19 protein-coding genes and 1 tRNA gene are annotated in these 19,791 nt (G+C 63.3%); 8 read left to right on the plus strand and 12 right to left on the minus strand.

What is annotated here, in order from left to right; all coding sequences use genetic code 11:
• The first annotated feature begins 367 nt into the window (after nucleotides 1-367).
• The 4 genes from eno (at nucleotide 368) to EIH27_RS00595 (ending at nucleotide 4,614) form a co-directional block, all read left to right on the plus strand.
• Nucleotides 368-1,651: a phosphopyruvate hydratase gene (gene eno / locus EIH27_RS00580; protein WP_124039011.1), complete on the plus strand. Its 1,284-nt coding sequence runs from the start codon at nucleotides 368-370 to the stop codon at nucleotides 1,649-1,651.
• Nucleotides 1,652-1,935: 284 nt separating this feature from the next.
• Complete coding sequence (locus tag EIH27_RS07925; protein ID WP_241152916.1) at nucleotides 1,936-2,949, plus strand: FtsB family cell division protein; 1,014 nt, start codon at nucleotides 1,936-1,938, stop codon at nucleotides 2,947-2,949.
• 102 nt (nucleotides 2,950-3,051) lie between these two features.
• Nucleotides 3,052-3,591: a DUF501 domain-containing protein gene (locus EIH27_RS00590; protein WP_124039012.1), complete on the plus strand. Its 540-nt coding sequence runs from the start codon at nucleotides 3,052-3,054 to the stop codon at nucleotides 3,589-3,591.
• A gap of 42 nt (nucleotides 3,592-3,633) precedes the next feature.
• The gene (locus tag EIH27_RS00595) at nucleotides 3,634-4,614 is read left to right on the plus strand and encodes a Ppx/GppA phosphatase family protein (RefSeq protein ID WP_124039013.1); all 981 of its coding nucleotides are present in this window, start codon (nucleotides 3,634-3,636) and stop codon (nucleotides 4,612-4,614) included.
• Between the two features lie 94 nt (nucleotides 4,615-4,708).
• On the opposite strand, the gene nhaA is transcribed toward EIH27_RS00595, so the two are convergent.
• Nucleotides 4,709-5,923 (minus strand): Na+/H+ antiporter NhaA, encoded by a 1,215-nt coding sequence (gene nhaA / locus EIH27_RS00600; RefSeq protein ID WP_124039014.1) that lies wholly within the window; start codon nucleotides 5,921-5,923, stop codon nucleotides 4,709-4,711.
• 283 nt (nucleotides 5,924-6,206) lie between these two features.
• Here nhaA and EIH27_RS00605 point away from each other — a divergent pair.
• A tRNA-Leu gene (locus EIH27_RS00605) sits at nucleotides 6,207-6,280 on the plus strand.
• Nucleotides 6,281-6,348: 68 nt separating this feature from the next.
• Here EIH27_RS00605 and EIH27_RS00610 read toward each other — a convergent pair.
• Together EIH27_RS00610 and EIH27_RS00615 are read right to left on the minus strand one after the other, a co-directional pair.
• Nucleotides 6,349-7,125: a hypothetical protein gene (locus EIH27_RS00610; RefSeq protein WP_124039015.1), complete on the minus strand. Its 777-nt coding sequence runs from the start codon at nucleotides 7,123-7,125 to the stop codon at nucleotides 6,349-6,351.
• Nucleotides 7,122-8,147 carry an ABC transporter ATP-binding protein gene (locus EIH27_RS00615; RefSeq protein ID WP_124039016.1) on the minus strand — a complete coding sequence of 342 codons (1,026 nt, stop codon included), beginning with the start codon at nucleotides 8,145-8,147 and terminating at the stop codon, nucleotides 7,122-7,124. The genes EIH27_RS00610 and EIH27_RS00615 overlap by 4 nt, the downstream gene beginning before the upstream one ends.
• A 262-nt stretch (nucleotides 8,148-8,409) precedes the next feature.
• Between EIH27_RS00615 and EIH27_RS00620 the strand changes: the two genes are divergently transcribed.
• Nucleotides 8,410-9,327: a Bax inhibitor-1/YccA family protein gene (locus EIH27_RS00620; protein WP_124039017.1), complete on the plus strand. Its 918-nt coding sequence runs from the start codon at nucleotides 8,410-8,412 to the stop codon at nucleotides 9,325-9,327.
• 140 nt (nucleotides 9,328-9,467) lie between these two features.
• Here EIH27_RS00620 and EIH27_RS07865 read toward each other — a convergent pair whose 3' ends face one another.
• The 4 genes from EIH27_RS07865 to trhA form a co-directional block, all read right to left on the minus strand.
• A complete protein-coding gene (locus EIH27_RS07865; protein ID WP_124039018.1) occupies nucleotides 9,468-9,875 on the minus strand; it encodes an FKBP-type peptidyl-prolyl cis-trans isomerase in 408 nt (135 codons plus the stop codon).
• A complete protein-coding gene (gene msrA, locus EIH27_RS07870) occupies nucleotides 9,876-10,535 on the minus strand; it encodes a peptide-methionine (S)-S-oxide reductase MsrA (RefSeq protein ID WP_124040076.1) in 660 nt (219 codons plus the stop codon).
• A gap of 30 nt (nucleotides 10,536-10,565) precedes the next feature.
• Complete coding sequence (locus EIH27_RS00635) at nucleotides 10,566-11,054, minus strand: GreA/GreB family elongation factor (RefSeq protein WP_124039019.1); 489 nt, start codon at nucleotides 11,052-11,054, stop codon at nucleotides 10,566-10,568.
• 367 nt (nucleotides 11,055-11,421) lie between these two features.
• Nucleotides 11,422-12,225, minus strand: a complete 804-nt coding sequence (gene trhA, locus EIH27_RS00640) for a PAQR family membrane homeostasis protein TrhA (RefSeq protein WP_241152917.1) — start codon at nucleotides 12,223-12,225, stop codon at nucleotides 11,422-11,424.
• A 74-nt stretch (nucleotides 12,226-12,299) separates the two neighbouring features.
• Between trhA and EIH27_RS00645 the strand changes: the two genes are divergently transcribed.
• Nucleotides 12,300-13,043 (plus strand): isoprenyl transferase, encoded by a 744-nt coding sequence (locus tag EIH27_RS00645; RefSeq protein WP_338133969.1) that lies wholly within the window; start codon nucleotides 12,300-12,302, stop codon nucleotides 13,041-13,043.
• Between the two features lie 167 nt (nucleotides 13,044-13,210).
• Here EIH27_RS00645 and EIH27_RS00650 read toward each other — a convergent pair whose 3' ends face one another.
• The 5 genes from EIH27_RS00650 to EIH27_RS00670 all read right to left on the minus strand — a co-directional run bounded on the left by EIH27_RS00650 (nucleotide 13,211) and on the right by EIH27_RS00670 (nucleotide 18,473).
• Complete coding sequence (locus EIH27_RS00650; protein ID WP_124039021.1) at nucleotides 13,211-14,173, minus strand: carbohydrate kinase family protein; 963 nt, start codon at nucleotides 14,171-14,173, stop codon at nucleotides 13,211-13,213.
• On the minus strand, nucleotides 14,170-14,724 hold the full coding sequence (locus EIH27_RS08035) for an exodeoxyribonuclease VII small subunit (protein WP_124039023.1): 555 nt from the start codon (nucleotides 14,722-14,724) through the stop codon (nucleotides 14,170-14,172). Before EIH27_RS08035 ends, EIH27_RS00650 begins: the two co-directional genes overlap by 4 nt.
• Entirely contained in the window at nucleotides 14,717-15,964 is a 1,248-nt protein-coding gene (xseA, locus tag EIH27_RS00660) for an exodeoxyribonuclease VII large subunit (protein WP_124039024.1), read from the minus strand. Before xseA ends, EIH27_RS08035 begins: the two co-directional genes overlap by 8 nt.
• A gap of 115 nt (nucleotides 15,965-16,079) precedes the next feature.
• Complete coding sequence (locus EIH27_RS00665; RefSeq protein WP_124039025.1) at nucleotides 16,080-17,279, minus strand: DNA recombination protein RmuC; 1,200 nt, start codon at nucleotides 17,277-17,279, stop codon at nucleotides 16,080-16,082.
• A gap of 66 nt (nucleotides 17,280-17,345) precedes the next feature.
• A complete protein-coding gene (locus tag EIH27_RS00670) occupies nucleotides 17,346-18,473 on the minus strand; it encodes a patatin-like phospholipase family protein (RefSeq protein ID WP_124039026.1) in 1,128 nt (375 codons plus the stop codon).
• A gap of 223 nt (nucleotides 18,474-18,696) precedes the next feature.
• Here EIH27_RS00670 and ychF point away from each other — a divergent pair, with 223 nt between their 5' ends.
• Nucleotides 18,697-19,776: a redox-regulated ATPase YchF gene (ychF, locus tag EIH27_RS00675; RefSeq protein WP_124039028.1), complete on the plus strand. Its 1,080-nt coding sequence runs from the start codon at nucleotides 18,697-18,699 to the stop codon at nucleotides 19,774-19,776.
• Nucleotides 19,777-19,791: the final 15 nt, after the last annotated feature.

The following is a 19,791-nucleotide window of genomic DNA, read 5'->3' on the forward strand; positions in this document are numbered from 1 at the left end:
TGGTTTATTGGTGCGGCTGGCTCATGGGCCCGGCCCACCTGGTCAGGGCGCGCTGAAACCCCAATAAACTCTTGAGTTGACAGAAAACTTCCGGTTTCAGCCCCGATTCTGGCCCCAAACCGGAAGTTTTGCGTCAACTGAACAAATATCCGTCAACTCAGCGGGGTTTTCCGTCGGCCGTCCAGCTCACCCCGCAATCGGCCCGTAGTGGGTGGGGCCGGAGGTCCCCGAAAGGCGGTGCGCGGATGCTGCCAAGAGTGAAACCAGGCGGCAGCCGCGGAGGCGGAGTGACGCTGGCCGTGGGAATGGGGGACAATAGAAGTGCGAAACCACGAAACCGTGGTTGGCGACTAAAGAAGGAGTACCTGTGTCTCTTATTGAAGCCGTGATTGGCCGCGAGATTCTTGATTCCCGTGGAAATCCCACCGTTGAGGTGGAGATCCTGCTTGACGACGGCAGTTTTGCACGCGCCTCGGTGCCGTCCGGCGCGTCCACTGGTGCTTTTGAAGCTGTCGAGAAGCGTGATGGCGATCAGTCCCGTTTCCAGGGCAAGGGTGTGCTGGATGCGGTTGAGGCTGTGAAGGAGATTATCGCTCCTGAGGTTGTGGGCATGGACGTGTTTGACCAGCGCGGTGTGGATCAGCTCCTCATCGACCTGGATGGCACGGACAACAAGGGCAAGCTGGGCGCCAATGCAATTCTCGGTGTCTCCCTCGCCGTGGCGCACGCGGCCGCGGATGTGGCCGGCCTGCCGCTCTACCAGTACCTGGGCGGCCCGAACGCGCACCTGCTCCCCGTGCCGATGATGAACATCCTGAACGGCGGCTCGCATGCGGATTCCAACGTGGACATTCAGGAGTTCATGATTGGCGCCATCGGGGCCCCTACGTTCCGCGAGGCCATTCGCTGGAGCGCCGAGGTGTACCACACGCTGAAGTCCGTGCTTAAGGACCGTGGCCTGTCCACCGGTCTGGGCGACGAAGGCGGTTTCGCCCCGAACCTGGATTCGAACGCCGAGGCCCTTGATCTCATCCTTGAGGCTATCGAGAAGGCCGGTTTCAAGCCGGGCGAGGACTTCGGTCTGGCCCTCGATGTGGCCTCCTCGGAGTTCTACAACGAGGATGGCACCTACCAGTTCGAGGGCGCTGCCAAGTCCAGCGACGAGATGGTGACCTACTACGAGGACCTCATCAAGAAGTACCCGCTGGTGTCCATTGAGGATCCGCTCAACGAGGAAGCCTGGGAGGACTGGGCCAAGCTCACCGCGGCCGTCGGTGACAAGGTGCAGCTGGTGGGCGACGATCTCTTCGTCACCAACCCCGCCCGCCTGCGCAAGGGGATTGACCTGGGCGTGGCCAACGCGCTCCTGGTTAAGGTCAACCAGATTGGCTCCCTCTCCGAGACGTTCGACGCCGTGGAGCTCGCGCACCGCAACAACTACCACACGATGACGTCCCACCGTTCCGGCGAGACCGAGGACACCACGATCGCTGATCTCGCGGTTGCCACGGCGTCCGGCCAGATCAAGTCCGGCGCTCCGGCTCGCGGCGAGCGCATCAATAAGTACAACCAGCTCATGCGCATCGAGGAGGAGTTGGGCGATTCGGCCGAATACGCTGGCCGCGCTGCCTTCCCTCGTTTCACGAAGTAACTCGATAACCAACTAATGAACAGGTAGTAGGCGCCGTGACGCGGCTACGTGCCTGGGGGTCCCGTGGATTTTCCGCGGGACCTTTTTCATGCCCGGCTGCGCCACGGTTTCGTACGACGCCGTCCGGTCCCGTACCAGACGCACCGGCCCGGTGTCGCGTCGCCCGGCGCCACGGTGGTACGCCACGGTCCAGGTGATGCCGACCGTGATGCCGACCGTGATGCCGACCGTGATGCCGACCGTGATGCCGCCGTGGATGAGCCGCGGGCTTTACACTGGGACGCATGAGTGCTCGCCGTCCCCATGTCCCTTTCCGTTCGGATCGCCCCGATAGCGGGCATACACCGAGCGACGAAGAAACCGACGGGCAGGGGAGCGAAGGCCAGGCCAGCGCGAGTGACAGCCATGCGATGCGGAGACCTCGCAAGGGCATACGGCGTGGAGCGGTTCGGCGTGATACGCGCGGTACAGCTCGCGCTACGTCCCGCCAACGTGCCCGCAACGACGTCGTCGGAACGCGCGAGCGTGAAAAAACGGTGACCACTCGCGGGAATGCGCCGGGTACCGGCCCTACCGCTCGCAGGCGTCACCCAACGGGGCCACTCGGTGACGGCTCTGGCGCTTCACGGCGTACCGCGGCACGCCCCGGGAGTCCTCGTTCCACCCGTGAACAGGCCCGGCCCGGCACAATGCGGCGCGCGGTCCAAAAACTGGACAGGGACGTGGTGCTGAGTGAAAAGCCACCCCGGCGCCTCTCCATGCGGCTGCTCTGGGTCACGGTGTTCGCGGCGCTCGCGATCATCATCATCGCGCCCACGCTCACCCGCTACGCCTCGCAGCAAGAGCAGTTGCGTAGCCTGCGCAGCGAGCTGGGTACCGTGCAGCAGAGCACGGAGGAACTGCAGCACGAATTGCACCTTTGGCAGGACACGGACTATGTGAAATCGCAGGCACGGGCGCGGCTCGGATACGTGATGCCGGGCGAGCGCCTCTACGTGGTGCAGGATCCGAATAAGGGGACCGCGGAGGAGCAGCTCCAGGAACGGGTGAATAGCGTCAATCGGGAGCGGCGCGAAAATACGCCCTGGTACGTGACGCTGTGGGATTCGATCTCGCTGGCCGGCAAGGCGAGTGACGGCACGGTGGATACGCCGAACAACACGCCCTACATTCAGCCCGGGCAGGAGGGAACCATGACGCCCTCTCCGACGACGTCGCCAGCTGCCACTCCTTCCAGTGGCGGCGCGACACCGGCTGATGGCGCCTCGGCGGGCGCCACCGCGGCGGTCAGCCAGTAGCGTGACGGCTACTCCGGATCTGCACAACCATTACCATCGAAATCGCCGAGCACGTGAAACTTGCCGCGGGCCGGCCCCAACGATCGGCCACCAGAGGACACCATGGACATCACGCCTGAACTACTAACGCGCATCGCCCCGAACGCCACGCCCGTGGCAGGTGACGATGAACAGATTATTGCCGCCCAGATCGGGCGCACCCCACGCGGCCTGGTGGGGGTGGGGGCGCGGTGCGCGTGCGGCCGTCCGGCGGTGACGGTGTCACTGCCGCGCCTGCCTGACGGATCGCCGTTCCCCACGCTCTTCTACCTCTCCCTGCCGTGGCTGGTGAAGGCGGTCTCCCGCGTGGAGGCCACCGGGATCATGGCGGAGATGACGGCGCAGATCGCCGAGGATGAAGCACTTCACGCCGGCCACCGCCGCGCACACAAGGATTACCTCGCGCGGAGGGCACTGCTGGGCGAGGTCCCCGAGATCGCTGGTGTATCCGCCGGCGGAATGCCGGACCGGGTGAAGTGCCTGCACGCACTCGCGGCCTTTGCCCTGAGCGTGGGCCCGGGCGTGACGGAATTTGGTGACCGGGCGCTCCAGCTTGCCGGGTGGGGGCCGGACGTGTGCCACTGCGAGGATGACGAACGCTAGGTGACCGCCAGTCGGCCTATTCCATCGAAAGAAAGAAGAATCATGCGGGTTGCAGGAATCGATTGCGGAACCAACTCCATCCGCCTGTTGATCGCGGACGTGGAGGCAACGGGTGCTGTCCGCCTGCGGGACGTGGTGCGCACCATGACCATCGTCCGGCTCGGCCAGGGGGTGGACCGCACGCATCGCTTCGCCCCGGACGCGCTGGAGCGCACCCTCACTGCGGTTGACGATTTTGCGGCCCAGTGCCGCGCGGCCCACGTCGATTCCATCCGGTTCGCGGCCACCTCCGCTACGCGCGACGCCGAAAACCGCGACGAGTTCCTCGACGGTGTGGAGGAGCGGTTGGGCGTGCGCCCGCAGGTGCTTAGCGGCGCGGAGGAGGCAGCCACCAGTTTCGCGGGGGCGCTCTCAGCGATGCCAGCGGGCGTGGAATCGCCGGTGATCGCCGTCGATCTGGGCGGTGGCTCCACGGAGCTGGTGCTCGGGGACACGGCCACGGGCGAGGTGCTCGCCTCCCATTCCATGAACGTGGGGAGCGTGCGCATGCGGGAGCGCCACCTGCGCCACGACCCGCCCACGGAGGCGGAGGTGGCAGCGGCGCGCGCGGATATTAATGCGGCGCTCGACGAAGCCGAACAGCACGTGCCCTTTGGTGCGGCGCGCGGTGTGGTGGGCCTAGCCGGTACGGTCACCTCGGTGACCGCGCGGTTCCTGGGGCTCAGACAGTATGACGCGGAACGGATCCATGGCACGGCTCTCACGCCCGGGGAGATCGCCGCGCAGACGGCCTGGTTCGTGGCCGCCTCACGTCCTGCGCGCGCGGCCCTCGGTTTCCTCGCCCCCGGCCGCATCGACGTGATTGGTTCCGGCGCCCTCGTGTGGCAGGAAGTGGTGGCACGGCTCGCTTCCCGGATGCACGACGCCGGACACTCACTCGAGCACGTGGTCACCTCCGAGCATGACATTCTGGACGGCCTGGCGCTCTGGGCTGCGCGGGAGCCGCAGTCCCCGGCATGGTAGTGCACACGGGGACGCGGGCGGCGTCGTATCTGGCGGGTTGGACGCCGCGCTCACCTCACTGCGCTCAGTGACAAAAACTGGCCGGGCGCTCACATTACTCGTCAGGTTCGAGGCCGCGCCGCTGGTAGTGGACGCGCAGGCGCAACGCGATGCCGCCCACAATCGTCGAGAGCAGGGTACCCATGAGTACGCCGAGGCGAGCGTCGGCTTCGAGTGCGGTGCCGGCTGGGAACGAGAGCTGGGTGAGCAGGAGTGACACCGTGAAGCCGATACCGCCCACAATGCCGATGACGAAGATGTCGGCGAGGTTGAGCGTCCGGTCCAGCTTGAGGTGGAACACCTTGGTGAACAGGGCCGTACCGCCCCAGATACCCAGGCACTTACCCACCGGCAGGCCCAGGTAGATGCCCATGGTAACGGGGCTGACCAGGATCTCGCCGATGCCGCCTGAATCCACCACGGACACACCGGCCGCGAAGAACGCGAACACGGGGAGCACCACGCCGGCGTTCCAGAAACCGGTAGCCTGCGTGAGACGGTGAGATACGGACGTGGTCTCGCCTTTGCGTGGGCGTGTCGGTGCCGTGAGACCCAGCGCCACGGCGGCGATGGTGGCGTGGATGCCGGAGCGGAACATGAAGTACCACGCCAGGATGCCGAGCGGCCAGAGCACCCACCAGCGGTCTGCACGATAGCGGCAGGCAAGGTAGAACACGACGATCGCCAGAATTGCGGCGGCCAGCCATCCCCACTCCAGTCCGTTCGTAAACATGACGGCGATGACGATAATGCCACCCAGGTCGTCGGCCACCGCCAGAGTCATAAGAAATACGCGGGCTGCCGGCGGTAGCCCCTTACCGAAGATGCCCAGCACGCCAAGAGCGAAGGCAATATCCGTGGCCACCGGTACCGCGGCGCCGCCCATGTTTCCTGCCGGGCCGGCGTACAGCTGGGTCACCACGTAGACGAGTACCGGACCCGCCATGCCAGTGGCCGCCGCGAGAATGGGGAGTGCGGCTTTCTTCGGATCACGCAGAGAACCGATGGTGAACTCTTCCTTGAGCTCCAGACCCACGGTGAAGAAGAAAATCGCGAGCAGTGCGTCCGAGGCCCATTCCGCAACCGTTAGATTAAGGGCCAGCGCCCGAATCGGAAGCTCTGCCTGGGTGATGGTGAAATAGGTACCTCGCCAGGGCGAATTTGCCCAGAGAAGTGCGACGAGGGCGGCCACCATGAGTACCAGGCCGCCAAACGCATCGTCGTGCAATGCGCGGCGGTAGCGGGACAACAGGGACGTACGCTTTGCCATGAATCTCCTTCGACACTGCGATCGTATAGGTGGTCAGACGAGTTTGTGGGGGACGGTCGATACGTGGACAGGGGCTATAGTGACCCACGCGCGTGGCGCGTCCCACGCTGATCCGGACCCCGGTTTTGGTGCGCCGGTTCGGACGCATCGGTTCGCGTGCAGGGCATCGCGCCGCAGCCGGACGGTGACGCAGACGATCCACATTACTATGTCCGGGCACCGCGTGCCCGCGAGGCGATGGGGCTGGGCGCTCGGCGCTGGGAGGCCGTACACTTGTATCCTGGCCCCCGTAGCCCAACCGGCAGAGGCAACCGACTTAAAATCGGTTCAGTGCGAGTTCGAATCTCGCCGGGGGCACCGCGTTCCTAATACAACGCCCGCACCAGGTGCTACCGGGCGCGGGCGGGAATACGAATTACCTCGCGCTACACGTCCGTATGGTGGTATCGCACCAGGCCTATGACAGCCAGGCCCACGGACCACGCAGCCCAGATCGCGAAGGATCCGATAGTGGGCACCTGCGTCATCGTGCTCGGCACATCAAGCAGCGCCGTGGCATTCGTGAGCGCAATAGGCGGCACGGCCGGCAGAATATGATCCTGGAACCACTGCTGTGGAATGAACATGAGGAAGGCTCCAAGCGCCAGCACCAGTGCTTCGGTGACAATGGCACCCGCAGAGGACCGCATGAGGTATCCGAGTCCCAGGCCCGCCACTGCACCCAGTACCTGGCACAGCACGACGGACACGAAAATCCACCAGCGCCCGTCGGTGAAGCTGACCGGGAATCCGCCCAGCCACGCACCAATGCCGATCTGGCCGGCGAGGCAAACCACCGCCGCCAGCAGCGCAAAACAGGCCGTGGCCGTGAGTTTGACGCTAAACGTCAGCGGCCGAGAGGGCAGAGACATCGTGGTGACCCGCATTGTATGCGAGGAGTATTCAGAGGTGACGGCCAGCACGCCAACAGCGATGAGAATAATGATGATGTTGGCATTGAGACCGGCGCAAATGGTGGTGAGCGCAGATTTGGGATCCATGCCGGCCTTCTCGAGCCCCACCTGCCTCATCGCCCACGCGGAGAGTCCCATGAGCACCCAGGCGGCACAGAGGAAACCTACGGTGGTGCCGCGTACGGCCCGGTTCGTGACCAGTTTCAGCCATTCGGAGGAAAAACCTCGGACAAAGTTCACGTTTCTCATGCCTGTGCTCCATTCTCCGGGGTGGCGTGGCGCGGAGCGCTCGCGGCGTTGTTTTCCGGCTGCGGGGTACCGACCTGCAGTCCTGATTGGGCTGGCGCGCTGCCCTGTGCTGGATACTCAACGGACGCGTTCGTCAGCCCGATGAATACGTCCTCAAGCGAGCGGTGCGCCTCTGTGAGCTCGTGGATCTCCACACCTGCTACAAAGAGGGCGTGGCCAATTTCTGCCCGTGTTTTTCCGACGACGACGGCCACTCCCTGCGGGGCCGCTTCCGAGGGCGCCTCCCAGGTGAGCGTGGAAGCCAGTGGGCGGAGGGCGGCGTCGATCGCATGGGGATCGGGGCCCGTGACGCGAACGGTGGTGTTTTCAACCGTATTGATGAAGTTTTCCAGCGGACCCTCGGCGATGAGCTTGCCGCGGCCGATGACCACCAAGTTGTCAGCTGTTTGAGCCATTTCGCTCATCAGGTGGGAGGACACCAGAACCGTGCGGCCCTGTGCAGCGAGTGCGCGCATGAGCTCGCGCACCCAGCGCACTCCATCCGGATCCAGGCCATTGACCGGTTCATCAAAAATGAGTACTTCAGGATCGCCCAGCAGAGCCCGGGCAATGCCCACGCGCTGTCCCATACCGAGCGAGAAGCCCTTGGTGCGCTTGTCCGCCACGCTTTCTAGGCCGGTGAGTGCCAGCACCTCATCCACGCGCCTATTAGAAATGCCGTGGGTGCGAGCAATGGCGCGCAGCTCAGTGCGTGCTGTACGTCCGCCGTAGAACGCGTTGCCGTCAAGAAGTGCGCCCACCTTCGTGAGCGGGGAGCGCAACTTTCGGTATTCCACACCACCAATAGTGGTGCGACCGGATGTAGGCCGATCTAAGCCCATAATGCACCGCATGGTGGTGGATTTTCCGGAGCCGTTAGGGCCGAGGAAACCCGTTACCTTTCCCGGTGCAATAGAGAATGAGAGGTCTGATACGGCCGTGACGTGGCCGTACCTCTTGGTCAGGTGTTCAACAGTGATCATGGCGCCTCCTGGATATTGGTTCAGGGCCGTAGCCATTGAATCATGTCGAGGCACGCCGTGGTTGATATTTTTGTGCCGGTGGACCCGAAGAGCATCGGGTTATCTGTGGATAACCGGCCCATGTGTGGGTTCCACCGGCACCGGTGAGCGAGTTCCGTGCTCGGTGGCAGGTGGATATTCAGCCGATTCTCAGGCGTCTGTGGAATACTGCGAAGTAACTCTGGGGTGTTATGCCTCAGTTCATCGTTGTGAAGGAGTTACGGTGTCGAATCCTGTATTGGACCGCAATCCCTACTTTCGTGAGCGGGTAGCGGCCCCGAATAACCCTGGCGTATACCAGGCCAATGGTCAGCCCTACCAGCAGCCCACCGCGCAGGGCTACGCATACCCGAACTACATGCCGCAGGGACAGCCATACGCTTATGCACAGCCGGGACAGGCTCCCTACGGTAATCAGTACGTTCAGCAGCCCGGCTACGCTCAGCCGTTCGCCGTCGCCGCGCCGATGACGTGGAATGATGCGCTCTCCGCTACGGCCATTCTGCTGGCCGTGACCGTGGTGTCCGGCGCACTCACCATGGCATTTGTGCCGTTCACCGGACTCACCATGATGCTCATGATGGCGGCCGTTGTGGCCGTCATCGGTGTGGCAATCTGGGCGGGCACGCGCCCGATGGTGTCCCCGGGTACGGCTATTGCCTACACGGTGCTTGAGGGATTCCTACTCGGATTGGCCACCAAGGCTGTGGATGCCTACTATCCGGGTGCCGCATTCCAGGCCATCCTGGGGACACTCATCGTGGTAGCGGTGGCCGTGGGGCTCTATCGTTCCGGGAAGGTGCGTACCAGCCGGAAGGGCATGAAGGTGGCACTCACGCTGATGCTCGCGGCGATCGGGTACGGCATCGTCAACATGGTGCTGATGGCCCTGGGTGTGGGTGGTACGTTCGGTCTGGATTCCATGAACGTGGGCGTCACGAAGCTGGGCATTCTCCTCGGTATCATCATGATCGCCGTGGCCGGCTATACGCTCATCAATAACCTTGAGACCGTCCAGATCGCCGTAAATAACCGGGCGCCGCGTAAGTTCGCCTGGACGGTGGGCTTCGGCATCGCAGTAACCGTTATCTGGGTGTACTCCGAAGTGCTGCGCATTATCCGTCTCTTCGGGGATAACTAAAGTTTTAAACGGCGCGGAGAAGTAAATAGTGGTGGCCGGCAGGTTTTCCTGCCGGCCACCACTCTGTGTGAGAACGTACCGGGCTGACGATTCCTACGCCCGCTGAAGCGACACGAACCACGCCCACTACGGCGTCGTACTTAATTCATCGAAAGAATATCCACCACGAACACCAGCGTGTCCGTCCCGGAAATGCCAGCTTGCGGCACGCCGCGAGAACCGTAACCGAACTTCGGAGGCACGGAGATGAGGAGCCGGGAGCCCACATTCTTGCCGACAACCCCGCGATCCCACCCGGCGATCACAGAGCCCACTCCGATGGGGAACACGGAGGGTTCCCCGCGGTTGAAGGAGGAATCAAACTGCTTTCCGCCCCATAGCTGACCTTCGTAATGCACGGTGATCTGGCGGCCGGCCTGAACGGTGGGGCCGGTGCCCTCAATGATGGTTTCCACCACGAGTCCGGCCGAGGGCTCCACCTCCGGCCAAGAAATCGAGGGCCGCTGGCCAAATTCTCCGGTCACGGTGGGCATGTTCATCTTGCTCATTTACTGTTCCTTCCGCAAAATCTCCGCGAGCGGTCCGCTCTCGGGCATAGGGCACGCCACGCCGGTGCGTGAATGGCATTCGTACCCGTTAACCACCTTGGTGAGGTACTGCTGGTGGTAATCCTCGGCCGGATAGAACGGGCCCGCCTGGGCGGCGCTTCGAACCTCAGTGACAATTTTGCCACGGCCCGCCGCCGAGAGAGCCTCCTGGTAGAGGCGAATCATTTCCGTGGCAAGGGCCGTCTGCTCCGGCGTAGTGGTGAAAATGGCGGAGCGGTACTGCGTGCCCACGTCATTGCCCTGCTGATTAAGGGACGTGGGATCGTGAGACTCGAAAAAGGCTCGCAGCAGAGAAGCTGCGGATACCTTCGTGGGCGTGAACACCACGCGCACCGTTTCCGCATGCCCGGTCAGGTTTGTGCAGACTTCCTCGTAGGTGGGGTTGGGCGTAAACCCGCCCATGTCCCCCACCGCCGTAGTGTCTGCCCCGCTATTCCACATCAGTTTCTCAGCGCCCCAGAAGCACCCGGAGGCCAGATAGATGACCTCCTGGGTGGGCGTGGGTTCCGCCAAAATATCCGTGCCCAGCACCGTGTGCGGGGCGGGATTCTTAAGCACCGGGGTGGCGCGGCCGGGCAGTGCGTCCGCCGGCGCCACCATGGTGGGTGTGAGGAAATTGAACTGGAACACTTAGCCCTCGTACGGCTGGATGTTGAGGATCTCCACGTGGACCGGGCGGCCCATACGGTTCTTGAACGTCACCTTGTCGCCCTTCTTGTGCCCCATAATGGCCTGGCCCAGCGGCGCGTTCTCCGGGTACACCTCAACGTCCACATGGTCCGCGGCCTCACGCGAGCCCAGCAGGAAGGTCTCTTCCTCGCCGGCAATCGTGGCCGTGACCAGTGTGCCAGCCGCCACCGTTTTCCCCGATGGCGGCTCGGAGACATGTGCGGTATCCAGGAGGTGACGTAGGTCCAGAATGCGGCCCTCCAGCTTGGCCTGCTCCTCACGTGCCGCCTGGTAGCCGCCGTTCTCGGAGAGGTCACCTTCGGAGCGGGCCTCCTCGATCTTCTTGGTGATGATGGGGCGCTGCACCGTGATCATCTCGTCCAGCTCGTCCTGGAGATGCTGGTATGAGGTAGGGGAGAGCCAGGTGCCCTCTTGTTCCTTATCTGCCATAGCTCACTCAACTTTCTGGGCGCACGCTTCCTGGAAGGCCGCGGAGCGGCCGGCCAAAGAAATACGCACCAATAAAAAATCATGTCCGGGTGGGCATGTGTTCGCGCTATTCTACCTCAGCGCGGCGGAAATGGGCCGGGCGTTGAACCTAGGTCGGTTCGGGCGTCCAGCGCGCTTCCGAAACATGATAGCTACCGGTACGCGACCACGTACGCGGATGGGACGTGACCGCGCGACGGCGTCGTACCCCGGGAAGGCGACCATTACGGCTCCAGGTGTGCGCACTGTCCCTCCGCCGTACCGTGGACGGGCGACGTCGGTCCCGCCTTGTCCGAGCGCCATATCCCCCACGCCGCGGGCCCGACACTTACAGGGCGAGTGCCCCGATGGTGGCCAGGCCCACCCAGATCGCGGCGCTGTGGGACCAGTAGCCGACGATGGTGCCGAGATGGAAGAACTCGTGGAAGCCCCAGACGGCCGGCCACGGGTTGGGCCAGCGGAAGGCGTAGCAGAGTGCGCCAATGGTGTATCCCAGGCCGCCAACAAGCAGCAGCCAGACGCAGGCGGGGCCACCGTCGCGCCAGAATTCGGGGAGGAACCAGAGTGCTACCCAGCCAAGCAGGATGTACAGCGGCACATAGAGCCACCGTGGGGCGGTGTTCCACGCAACGGACAGGATGATGCCCGCGGCGGCGCCCAGCCACACGATCGCGAGTACCAGGTTGCGGTGAGTAGGACTCAGGACGCCCACGGATAGCGGCGTGTAGGTGCCGGCGATCAGTAGGAAAATATTCGAGTGATCAATGCGGCGCAGCACGTTGTGGGTGCGCTGACTCCAGTGGCCCAGATGATAGGTGGCCGAGTTTCCGAACAGGATGAGCGCGCACAGACCAAAGGCCGCGCAGGCCCACTTAAGGCCTGCCGACCCCGCAAACATGATGAGCAAGATCGAGTTGATGAGAGAAAGCGGGGTGTTGATGCAGTGCAGCCAGCCTCGCGCGGCGGGTTTGGGGAGCGCGCTCAGCCAGGCCTTGCGTTCGGAAATGCCGCGCGGGCGCTGGGCATACAGGGTGGCGAGATCCACGGGACTGGTGGAACCGTCTGCGGGATCCGTGGAATTTTCCTGGGTGGCGTATGCATGTGGCGTGCGCTCAGTAGAATTCTTGGTCACGGCTTGCATAGTACGCCCGGTAGAATGCTGGGGTGCTGAGGAAAAAAGGAGTGGGTGTTCACGCACCCCGGTTTGTGTATACGCTCTATGAACGGCGGCTCCTGAAATCGCTCCGAGGAGCGGAAGTTCCGCGGCATGTGGCCGTTATGCTGGACGGAAATCGACGCTGGGCGCGAAATCAGGGCCGGTCGGCCACCTTCGGCCACCAGGCGGGGGCCTCGAAAATTGTTGATTTCCTTAGGTGGTGCGAAGAAGCACACATTGAAGTGGTGACACTCTGGCTGCTCTCCACCGATAACCTCAAGCGTGATCCCTCTGAGGTGGAACCGCTCCTGGACATTATTGCGGGTGTGGTTGAGGACCTGGCCCGGCGGCACCGCTATCCTGTGCGGATCGTGGGGAACACGGATTTGCTACCGGCGGATGTAGCCGCCCGTCTTCACGCGGCGGTGGCCACCACGGCGGATCTCCACTCGATGGCGGTGAACATTGCGGTGGGGTACGGCGGTCGGCAAGAAATTGCGGATGCCGTGCGTGCCTATCTCGCGGAGCAGGCCGAAGCAGGCCGCACCCTTGCTGAGGTGGCGGATGCCGTCACTATGGATGACATCACCGAGCACCTTTACACGCGTGGGCAGCCCGATCCTGACCTAGTTATTCGTACTTCTGGCGAGCAGCGAATGAGCGGATTCCTGCTCTGGCAATCTGTGCATACGGAGCTGTACTTCACCGAGGCGTACTGGCCGGACTTTCGGCGTACTGATTTTCTGCGCGCACTACGTGACTATTCCCAGCGGGAGCGCCGCCGCGGACTGTAGTGGTAGCCGGGCTGCCGCCTAATGGGGCAGCTGGGCGCGGCTGCGGACTGTAGTGGTAGCCGGGCGGCGGAATACGGGCGCGGGGTGCGCCGGTGTAGTGGTAGGTGGGGTTCCCCTTAGATGGTTCGCAGGGTGGGCCTGGGCCCGCGCTAGCGGATACCGGACGGTCAGATCAGCGTGAGCAACCCGGGCGCATGCCTGAGGTAGCTTTCGGCCACCTGATCCTGGGACGGTGCGATGGCATCGCGATGACTGGCCGTGAAGGCGCCGGCCGCCTGGGCGAACGCTCCCAGCGTGTACAGGTTGGACAGGCTGATGTTGCCGAGCTGTTCACGGTGGTGGGCGCCGGAAAGCGATACGCGCCCCAGTCCGTCGGCCAGTGCCGCCGTGATAACGCCCTCCTCATGGCCCGGCTGGTTGGCAAGGCTGCTCTGCGCCGGAATCTTCACGCTGGTCCCTTCGCGCGAATACATAATGAGGCTGGAATCCGGCGTGGACATGGCGATGATCTGGGGGCCGAAGGTAAACATATGCCGTGCGACGTCGTTATACACGTTGTCCCCGCCGCGCAGGCCCCAGAGTGCGGTGACGTCAGCCGCGCTGGCGCGCACAACGTCCGCCAACGGTAGGAATGCTTCTACGCGGTCACGGGCGTGCGCCAAATTGCCCACCAGTGCGGGCCGTACGGAGAGCGTGAAGAGTGATACGCCGCTACGGCGTCCGGCTTCTACCCAGGCGCGGAGGCGTTCCCGTCCCGGGCGAATATGCACGGCGCTGCCGCCGAATACCACGGTTTTGGGAGAGAAAAGTTCAAGATCGAGGAGCCGCGCGCCGTTCTCCGGGGCGGGCAAAATATCCCATGCGCCATTGAGCTCATGCTCGGTTGAGTCGGGAACGGTGACTTCGGGGCGCTGCGCTGCCGGACGGAGCAGTAGCTCAACCCCAGAATTCTGAAGCGTCCGTGTCGCGCGTTGGGCGGCGCTATTGGTGCCGAGGTCTGTCACGAAACGTACCTGACGCCCGAGCGCCGCAAGGGCGATTGCGGCAGACTCCAGCGTTCCCCCGGGGAGTGCCGTGGGGGAGAATGTAGTTTCGGGGCTCAGTGAGGAGCCGATGACCAGGGCTGTCACTCAAAGTCCTCAGGATGATGGACCAGCGGGGAGGTATCCAGTTCCTCCGTGTTCATGGCCTGGGCTGGCGCCTCATGAAATTCGGTGGCTGGATCCGCCTCCACCTGGGAGATCTGCTCCCGAAGAGCAAAAATCTTCTGTGCCGCCGGGGTACCGGCTGGGAATTGCGGGGTGATGGGCTCGGGTGCCTGTGCCACTCCAGTGGCCGCCTGTGTACGATTGGCGGTGGGCGTTTCCGTGGGTACGACGCCGATGGCCGGGCTAGTAGCGGCAGTGCCGGCAGTGGGTGCCTGGGTGGTAGAACTCTGCTGGGCGGCTGCCTGGCCCGCTTCGACGGCATGGAGCCGGGCGGCGACACCGTCCAGGTATGCCTGGCAGTGACGCGCCAGGGCCTCGCCTAATTCCCAGAGATGAAGGGATTCTTCGAGAGGGATGGAGCCCTGCTCGAGGCGCGAGACGATGTCCACGAGCTTGGCGCGGGCGTCCTCGTAGGAGAGTGACTCAACCTGTTTGGCGACGTCAATAGTTGAACCTACAACTTTCTCAGTCATGAATCCCCTCCACCGCGAGTGTTAGCTGTCCTTCAGAAAGTATCGCACGCAACGCCTGACCGCGTGTGGTCTGTTCGGCCCGAGAAATCACATGTCCGCTATCTGTGGTAAGAACGGTGAAACCGCGATCCAGCGTAGCCTGCGGCGAAAGCGCTCGGAGCTGGGAGAGTTTCGCCGCCAGTCCGGCGTTTTCTCGCTCAACAGCCTGGTGAGTGTAGGAGCGGAGCCAGCTGCGTAGTGAGGATAGATCCTGCTGGCGGGCATCCACCATGGTGTGCGGATGGCGCAAAACGGGGCGATTGCGGAGCGCGTCCAAATCCATACGGGCCCGCGAGAGCCGAGCTGTCAGAGCAGCGCGACCTCGACTGACCATCTGCCCAAGGTGCGCCGCTTCCTCAGCGCGGTCCGGCACCAGGAGCTTTGCGGCGTCTGTGGGGGTGGAAGCGCGCACATCCGCCGCGAAATCTGAAATGGGATTATCGCCCTCATGGCCGATAGCGGACACAACCGGCGTTCGAGTAGCGGCAATGGCCCGCACCAGCTGTTCATCGGAGAAAGGCAGCAGGTCTTCAACGCTGCCTCCACCGCGCGCTAGCACGATAACGTCCACCGCGGGCTCCGCGTCAAGGGCGCGGAGGGCCGGAATTATCTGAGCCACGGCCTGCGCACCCTGCACCTGGACTTCGCGCACGTCAAAATGAACGGCCGGCCAGCGTTTGGAGGCGTTAACCATGACGTCCTCTTTGGCCTTGGTGTTGCGCCCAACGATTAATCCGATGGTGCGGGGAAGTACGGGCAGGGGTTTCTTACGCGAGGAGGCGAATAGTCCTTCTGCCGCAAGCCGCTTCTTGAGGGCCTCCAGGCGCGCGAGGATATCGCCCACGCCTACCGGCCGGATCTCCCCGGCCCAGAGTGAGAGGCTGCCCTTGGCCTCGTAATAATCGGGCTTGGCCCAGAGCACCACCCGGGTCCCCTCCTGAACGGAATCCGGTACCAGGTGGCTGAGAATTTTGGCTGTCATGCGCACATTGGCCTGCAAATCCTGCACGGTGAGGAACTGAACTTTGGCTCCCGGGCGGCGCTGAAACTGGATGATCTCTCCCTCCACCCAGGTGCGGGACATGGCGGAGATGTATTCCTTCATCTTCGCGGAGAGGAGGCGCAGCGGCCACGGGTGCTCGGCCGTGGTCTGTGCTGCCCGCTGGGGAAGGTTCGCCGGGACGGGAATTTGGGACACCATGCTTCCAATGGTGCCACTACCGGCGGGTATCGCTGGTAGTGGCACGGGTATTACCGATAGTGACGAGGACGCTGAGCGGTAATGCGGCACGGCGTCTCTTTTCGCCGTTTCCCATTTATTCGCGGGTATTCCGCTCCGATTCCGTGAACTCCGGTGCGGAGAATTGCCGTACCTGTGCCGAATCCGCGGAGATGACCTGCGGCGGCGTCATAGTCACATCCAGCGATTGCAGCTTCCGGGCGGTGACGAGTACGCGGGATTCGAGGCTGCCCACCGTTCGGTTGTAGGCGTCCACCGCGCGGCGAAGGCTTCCTCCCAATGTGTCCAGGTGAGCTACGGCGGTGGAGAGCCGGTCCGCCAGTTCGTGCCCGAGTGCCAGAATCTGCTGCGCTTCCTCTGTGACCGCCGCTGATGACCACACCGCGGCTACCGCACGCAGCAGTGCAAGGAGAGATGATGGCCCCACCGGCACAATTTGGGAGGCATAGGAATAGTCAAGAAGCGTGCCATCGGCCCGCAGGGCTTCAGCCAACAGCGAATCTGAGGGCAGGTACATGACCGTGAACTGCGGCGAACCCGGGAAAAGCGCCGGATAGTTGCGTGATGCGAGCGCTTTGACGTGCGCACGAACAGTTTTGGCATGCTCCTGGATGTAGGCGGTATGGCGCTTGAGAGATGCCGCATCCGTGCCGTCCTCCTGCTGGGCACGAAGGAGCGCATCCAGCGGTACCTTGGCGTCCACCGCCAGGTGGGCGTTGCCAGGAAGGTGCACCACAAGGTCCGGGCGTGCACCCGAGGTGCGATCCACCTCCTGAGTATCAAAGTCCACGTGTTCCAGCATGCCTGCGGCTTCTACGATACGACGCAATTCCGCTTCGCCCCATAGGCCGCGGGCAGAACGGGATGTCAGAGCGCCGCGGAGAGAGGTGGTTTCCCGCGCCAGAGCATCCTGCACCTCTGTAGCCCGCTGCAGCCGCGTACCCAGGGAGCTGGACTGTGCGGCCTGCTGGCGCCCCAGGTCCGCGACACGGGCATCCATCTTTTCCAGGCTGTCCGCAATGGGCGCAAGCTGACGAAGCACGGAATTGTTTTCCCGGGCGCGCTCCAGATGCTCATTATTTTCTTTTTCGAGTAGTTCAGCGCGAGCGGACGCAGCGGCGAGATCGGCTTGAAGCGCGGCCACCTGGTCCCGGAGTGAGGCATTCCGCGCTGCGGCGGCACGATCATCCGTTCCACCGCGCGCGGCCCGCCACGCGTATCCCAGCGTGACGCCTATGGCCAGCGCCACCAGGCATGCAATCAGTGTTTCAATCATGACTCTATGGAAGCATGCACCTCCGACATACTTTCCCAGCCCTACATTCCTGCACGTTTCTCAGCCTTACAATCCCGCGCGGTCCAATTCTTTTGCGGTGGCTTCGCGGCCCATGTCAATGAGGCGTGAAGCCTCATAAAACTCAAGGGTATCCGCGGCGTCGGCGGGAATCGTCACCCGCGCAGTCACGGGATTTGCGGCCTCGCGGTACCGGCGGATCATCTGTTGCATGACGGAGAGCGACATGTCCACCACCTCCATGGCTCCCAGCGACGAGGGTAGTTTCGAGGCATAGAGCGGGTTTTTTGTGGATTCGATGGAGGCTTGCCCCAGTCCGGTATGCCGGCGTGGCTCCGTGGTGTCATGTTCCACCAACTGCTGCGGGGTGGGCACCTCGGAATCGGGATCGGTGTTCTGCCCCGGGCGCTCGCCGGCGTCCGTACTCTGTTCGCGTGGCGCGTTGGCTTCGGCGTCGTCGTACCCAAAACTGGAGCGCACCGAATTTGTGAACGAGGTGAGCGAATCTCCCACGCTCTGGATGCCGGATTCCACGCTCTGAATGCCGCTGTGCAGCGAATTGCGCGTGCGCGCTAGGAGGGAGGCGTTGGATGCCTCGATGTGCTTACGAATGGTTTCGCGGCGGTCGTGGATGCGCGGCCCACCAAGGTCGACGGCGATGGTGGCGTCCGCGGTAACGGGCAGGGTTGGTTCAATGGGGACGGGGTTGAGCATGCCGCCGTCGGCGAGGAGATGATCGCCTACCAGAATGGGCGTGAACACGGTGGGAATGGCGAACGAGGCGCGCATGGCCAGCAGTAGCGGTCCCGATTGAAACCACACTTCGCGTCCCGTGGTGAGATCCGAGGCCACGGCGGTGAAGGGGATTGGCAGATCCTCGATGTTGGGTTCGCCGGTAAACCTGGCGATTTCGGCCATGGTGCGGTTGCCCTTAATGAATCCGCTACGAGTGAACGTGAAATCGTAGAGTCGGCGCACGTCTAACTTTGTGAGGCTCCGGATCCACGTGGAGAATTCCGGGAGTGCGCCCGTGGCATAGACGCCACCTACGAGTGCTCCGACCGATGCGCCAGAAACGGCCACAATTTCATGCCCGCGCGCCTCGATCTCCTCGATAGCGCCAACGTGGGCCCAACCGCGCGCGCCGCCGGACCCAAGTACCAGTGAAACTCGCATGCGTGCTCCCTTCGCTCCGTTCAGCGTAGCGGGTCAGAGTCGCAGAAAAGAGGTACGTCGTCGCGGGGTGGTGATGGGCGGGCTGCGCCCAGTGGGCGGTGCTTAGGACGCTAGGGAAAGCGGTGCGGGCGGAAACGGGCTGGCCACGCAGGATGAAAATCAACGGGCTGCGCGGGCGGCGTCGTGCTGAAGCGTGTGGGAGCAAGCGGGTAGGATAACGCCTGTGGCTTTGACGATTGGAATTGCGGGCTTGCCGAACGTGGGCAAGTCGACCCTGTTTAATGCGCTCACGCGCGCTGGCGTACTGGCGGCGAATTACCCGTTCGCCACGATTGAGCCGAATACCGGCGTGGTGCCGCTGCCGGACGCGCGGCTGGACGTGCTGGCGAAAATGTTTGATTCCAAGAAGATCGTGCCGGCCACGGTGAGTTTTGTGGACATCGCGGGGATTGTGCGCGGTGCCAGCAAGGGGGAGGGACTCGGCAACCAGTTCCTCGCTAACATTCGTGAGGCGGACGCGATTTGCCTGGTGACGCGCGCGTTTGAAGATTCCGAGGTCACCCACGTGGAGGGGCGCGTGGACCCCAAGGATGACATCGAGATCATTTCGACCGAGTTGATCCTTGCGGACCTGCAGACCATGGAGAAGACGGTGCCGCGCCTCGAGAAGGAGGTGCGTGGTAATAAGACGGAGAAGGACGTACTCACCGCCGCGCAGCATGCCCTCGAGCTGCTGGAGAAGGGCGAGCTGCTCTCCCGCCACACGGATGAATTCGATCCGGCCATTCTCAAGAGCTTCCAGCTGATGACCTCCAAGCCTTTTATCTACGTATTTAACATGGACGACGACGAACTGGCGAACGCGAGCGTCAAGGCGGACTTGGAGGAGTTCGTGGCGCCCTCGCAGGCGATTTTCCTCAACGCGCAGTTTGAGGCGGACCTGACCGAGCTGGAGCCCGATGAGGCGCGGGAGATGCTTGAGGAAACCGGGCAGAGCGAGAGCGGCCTGGATCAGCTGGCCCGGGTTGGCTTTGACACGCTAGGCCTGCAGACGTTCCTCACCGCGGGGGAGAAGGAAACGCGCGCCTGGACCATTCATAAGGGCTGGACGGCGCCGCAGGCAGCCGGCGTGATCCACTCCGATTTCGAGCGCGGCTTCATCAAGGCGGACGTGATTTCCTACGAGGACCTGGTGGCGCTCGGCGGCGTGCAGGAGGCCCGCGAGGCCGGCAAGCTGCGTCAGGAGGGCAAGGACTACGTGATGCAGGATGGCGACGTGGTCGAGTTCAAGTTCAATTTATAGAACCTCCGTGGTTTA

This window comes from Neoactinobaculum massilliense, assembly GCF_900604955.1.
GTDB classification, from domain to species: Bacteria; Actinomycetota; Actinomycetes; order Actinomycetales; family Actinomycetaceae; genus Neoactinobaculum; species Neoactinobaculum massilliense.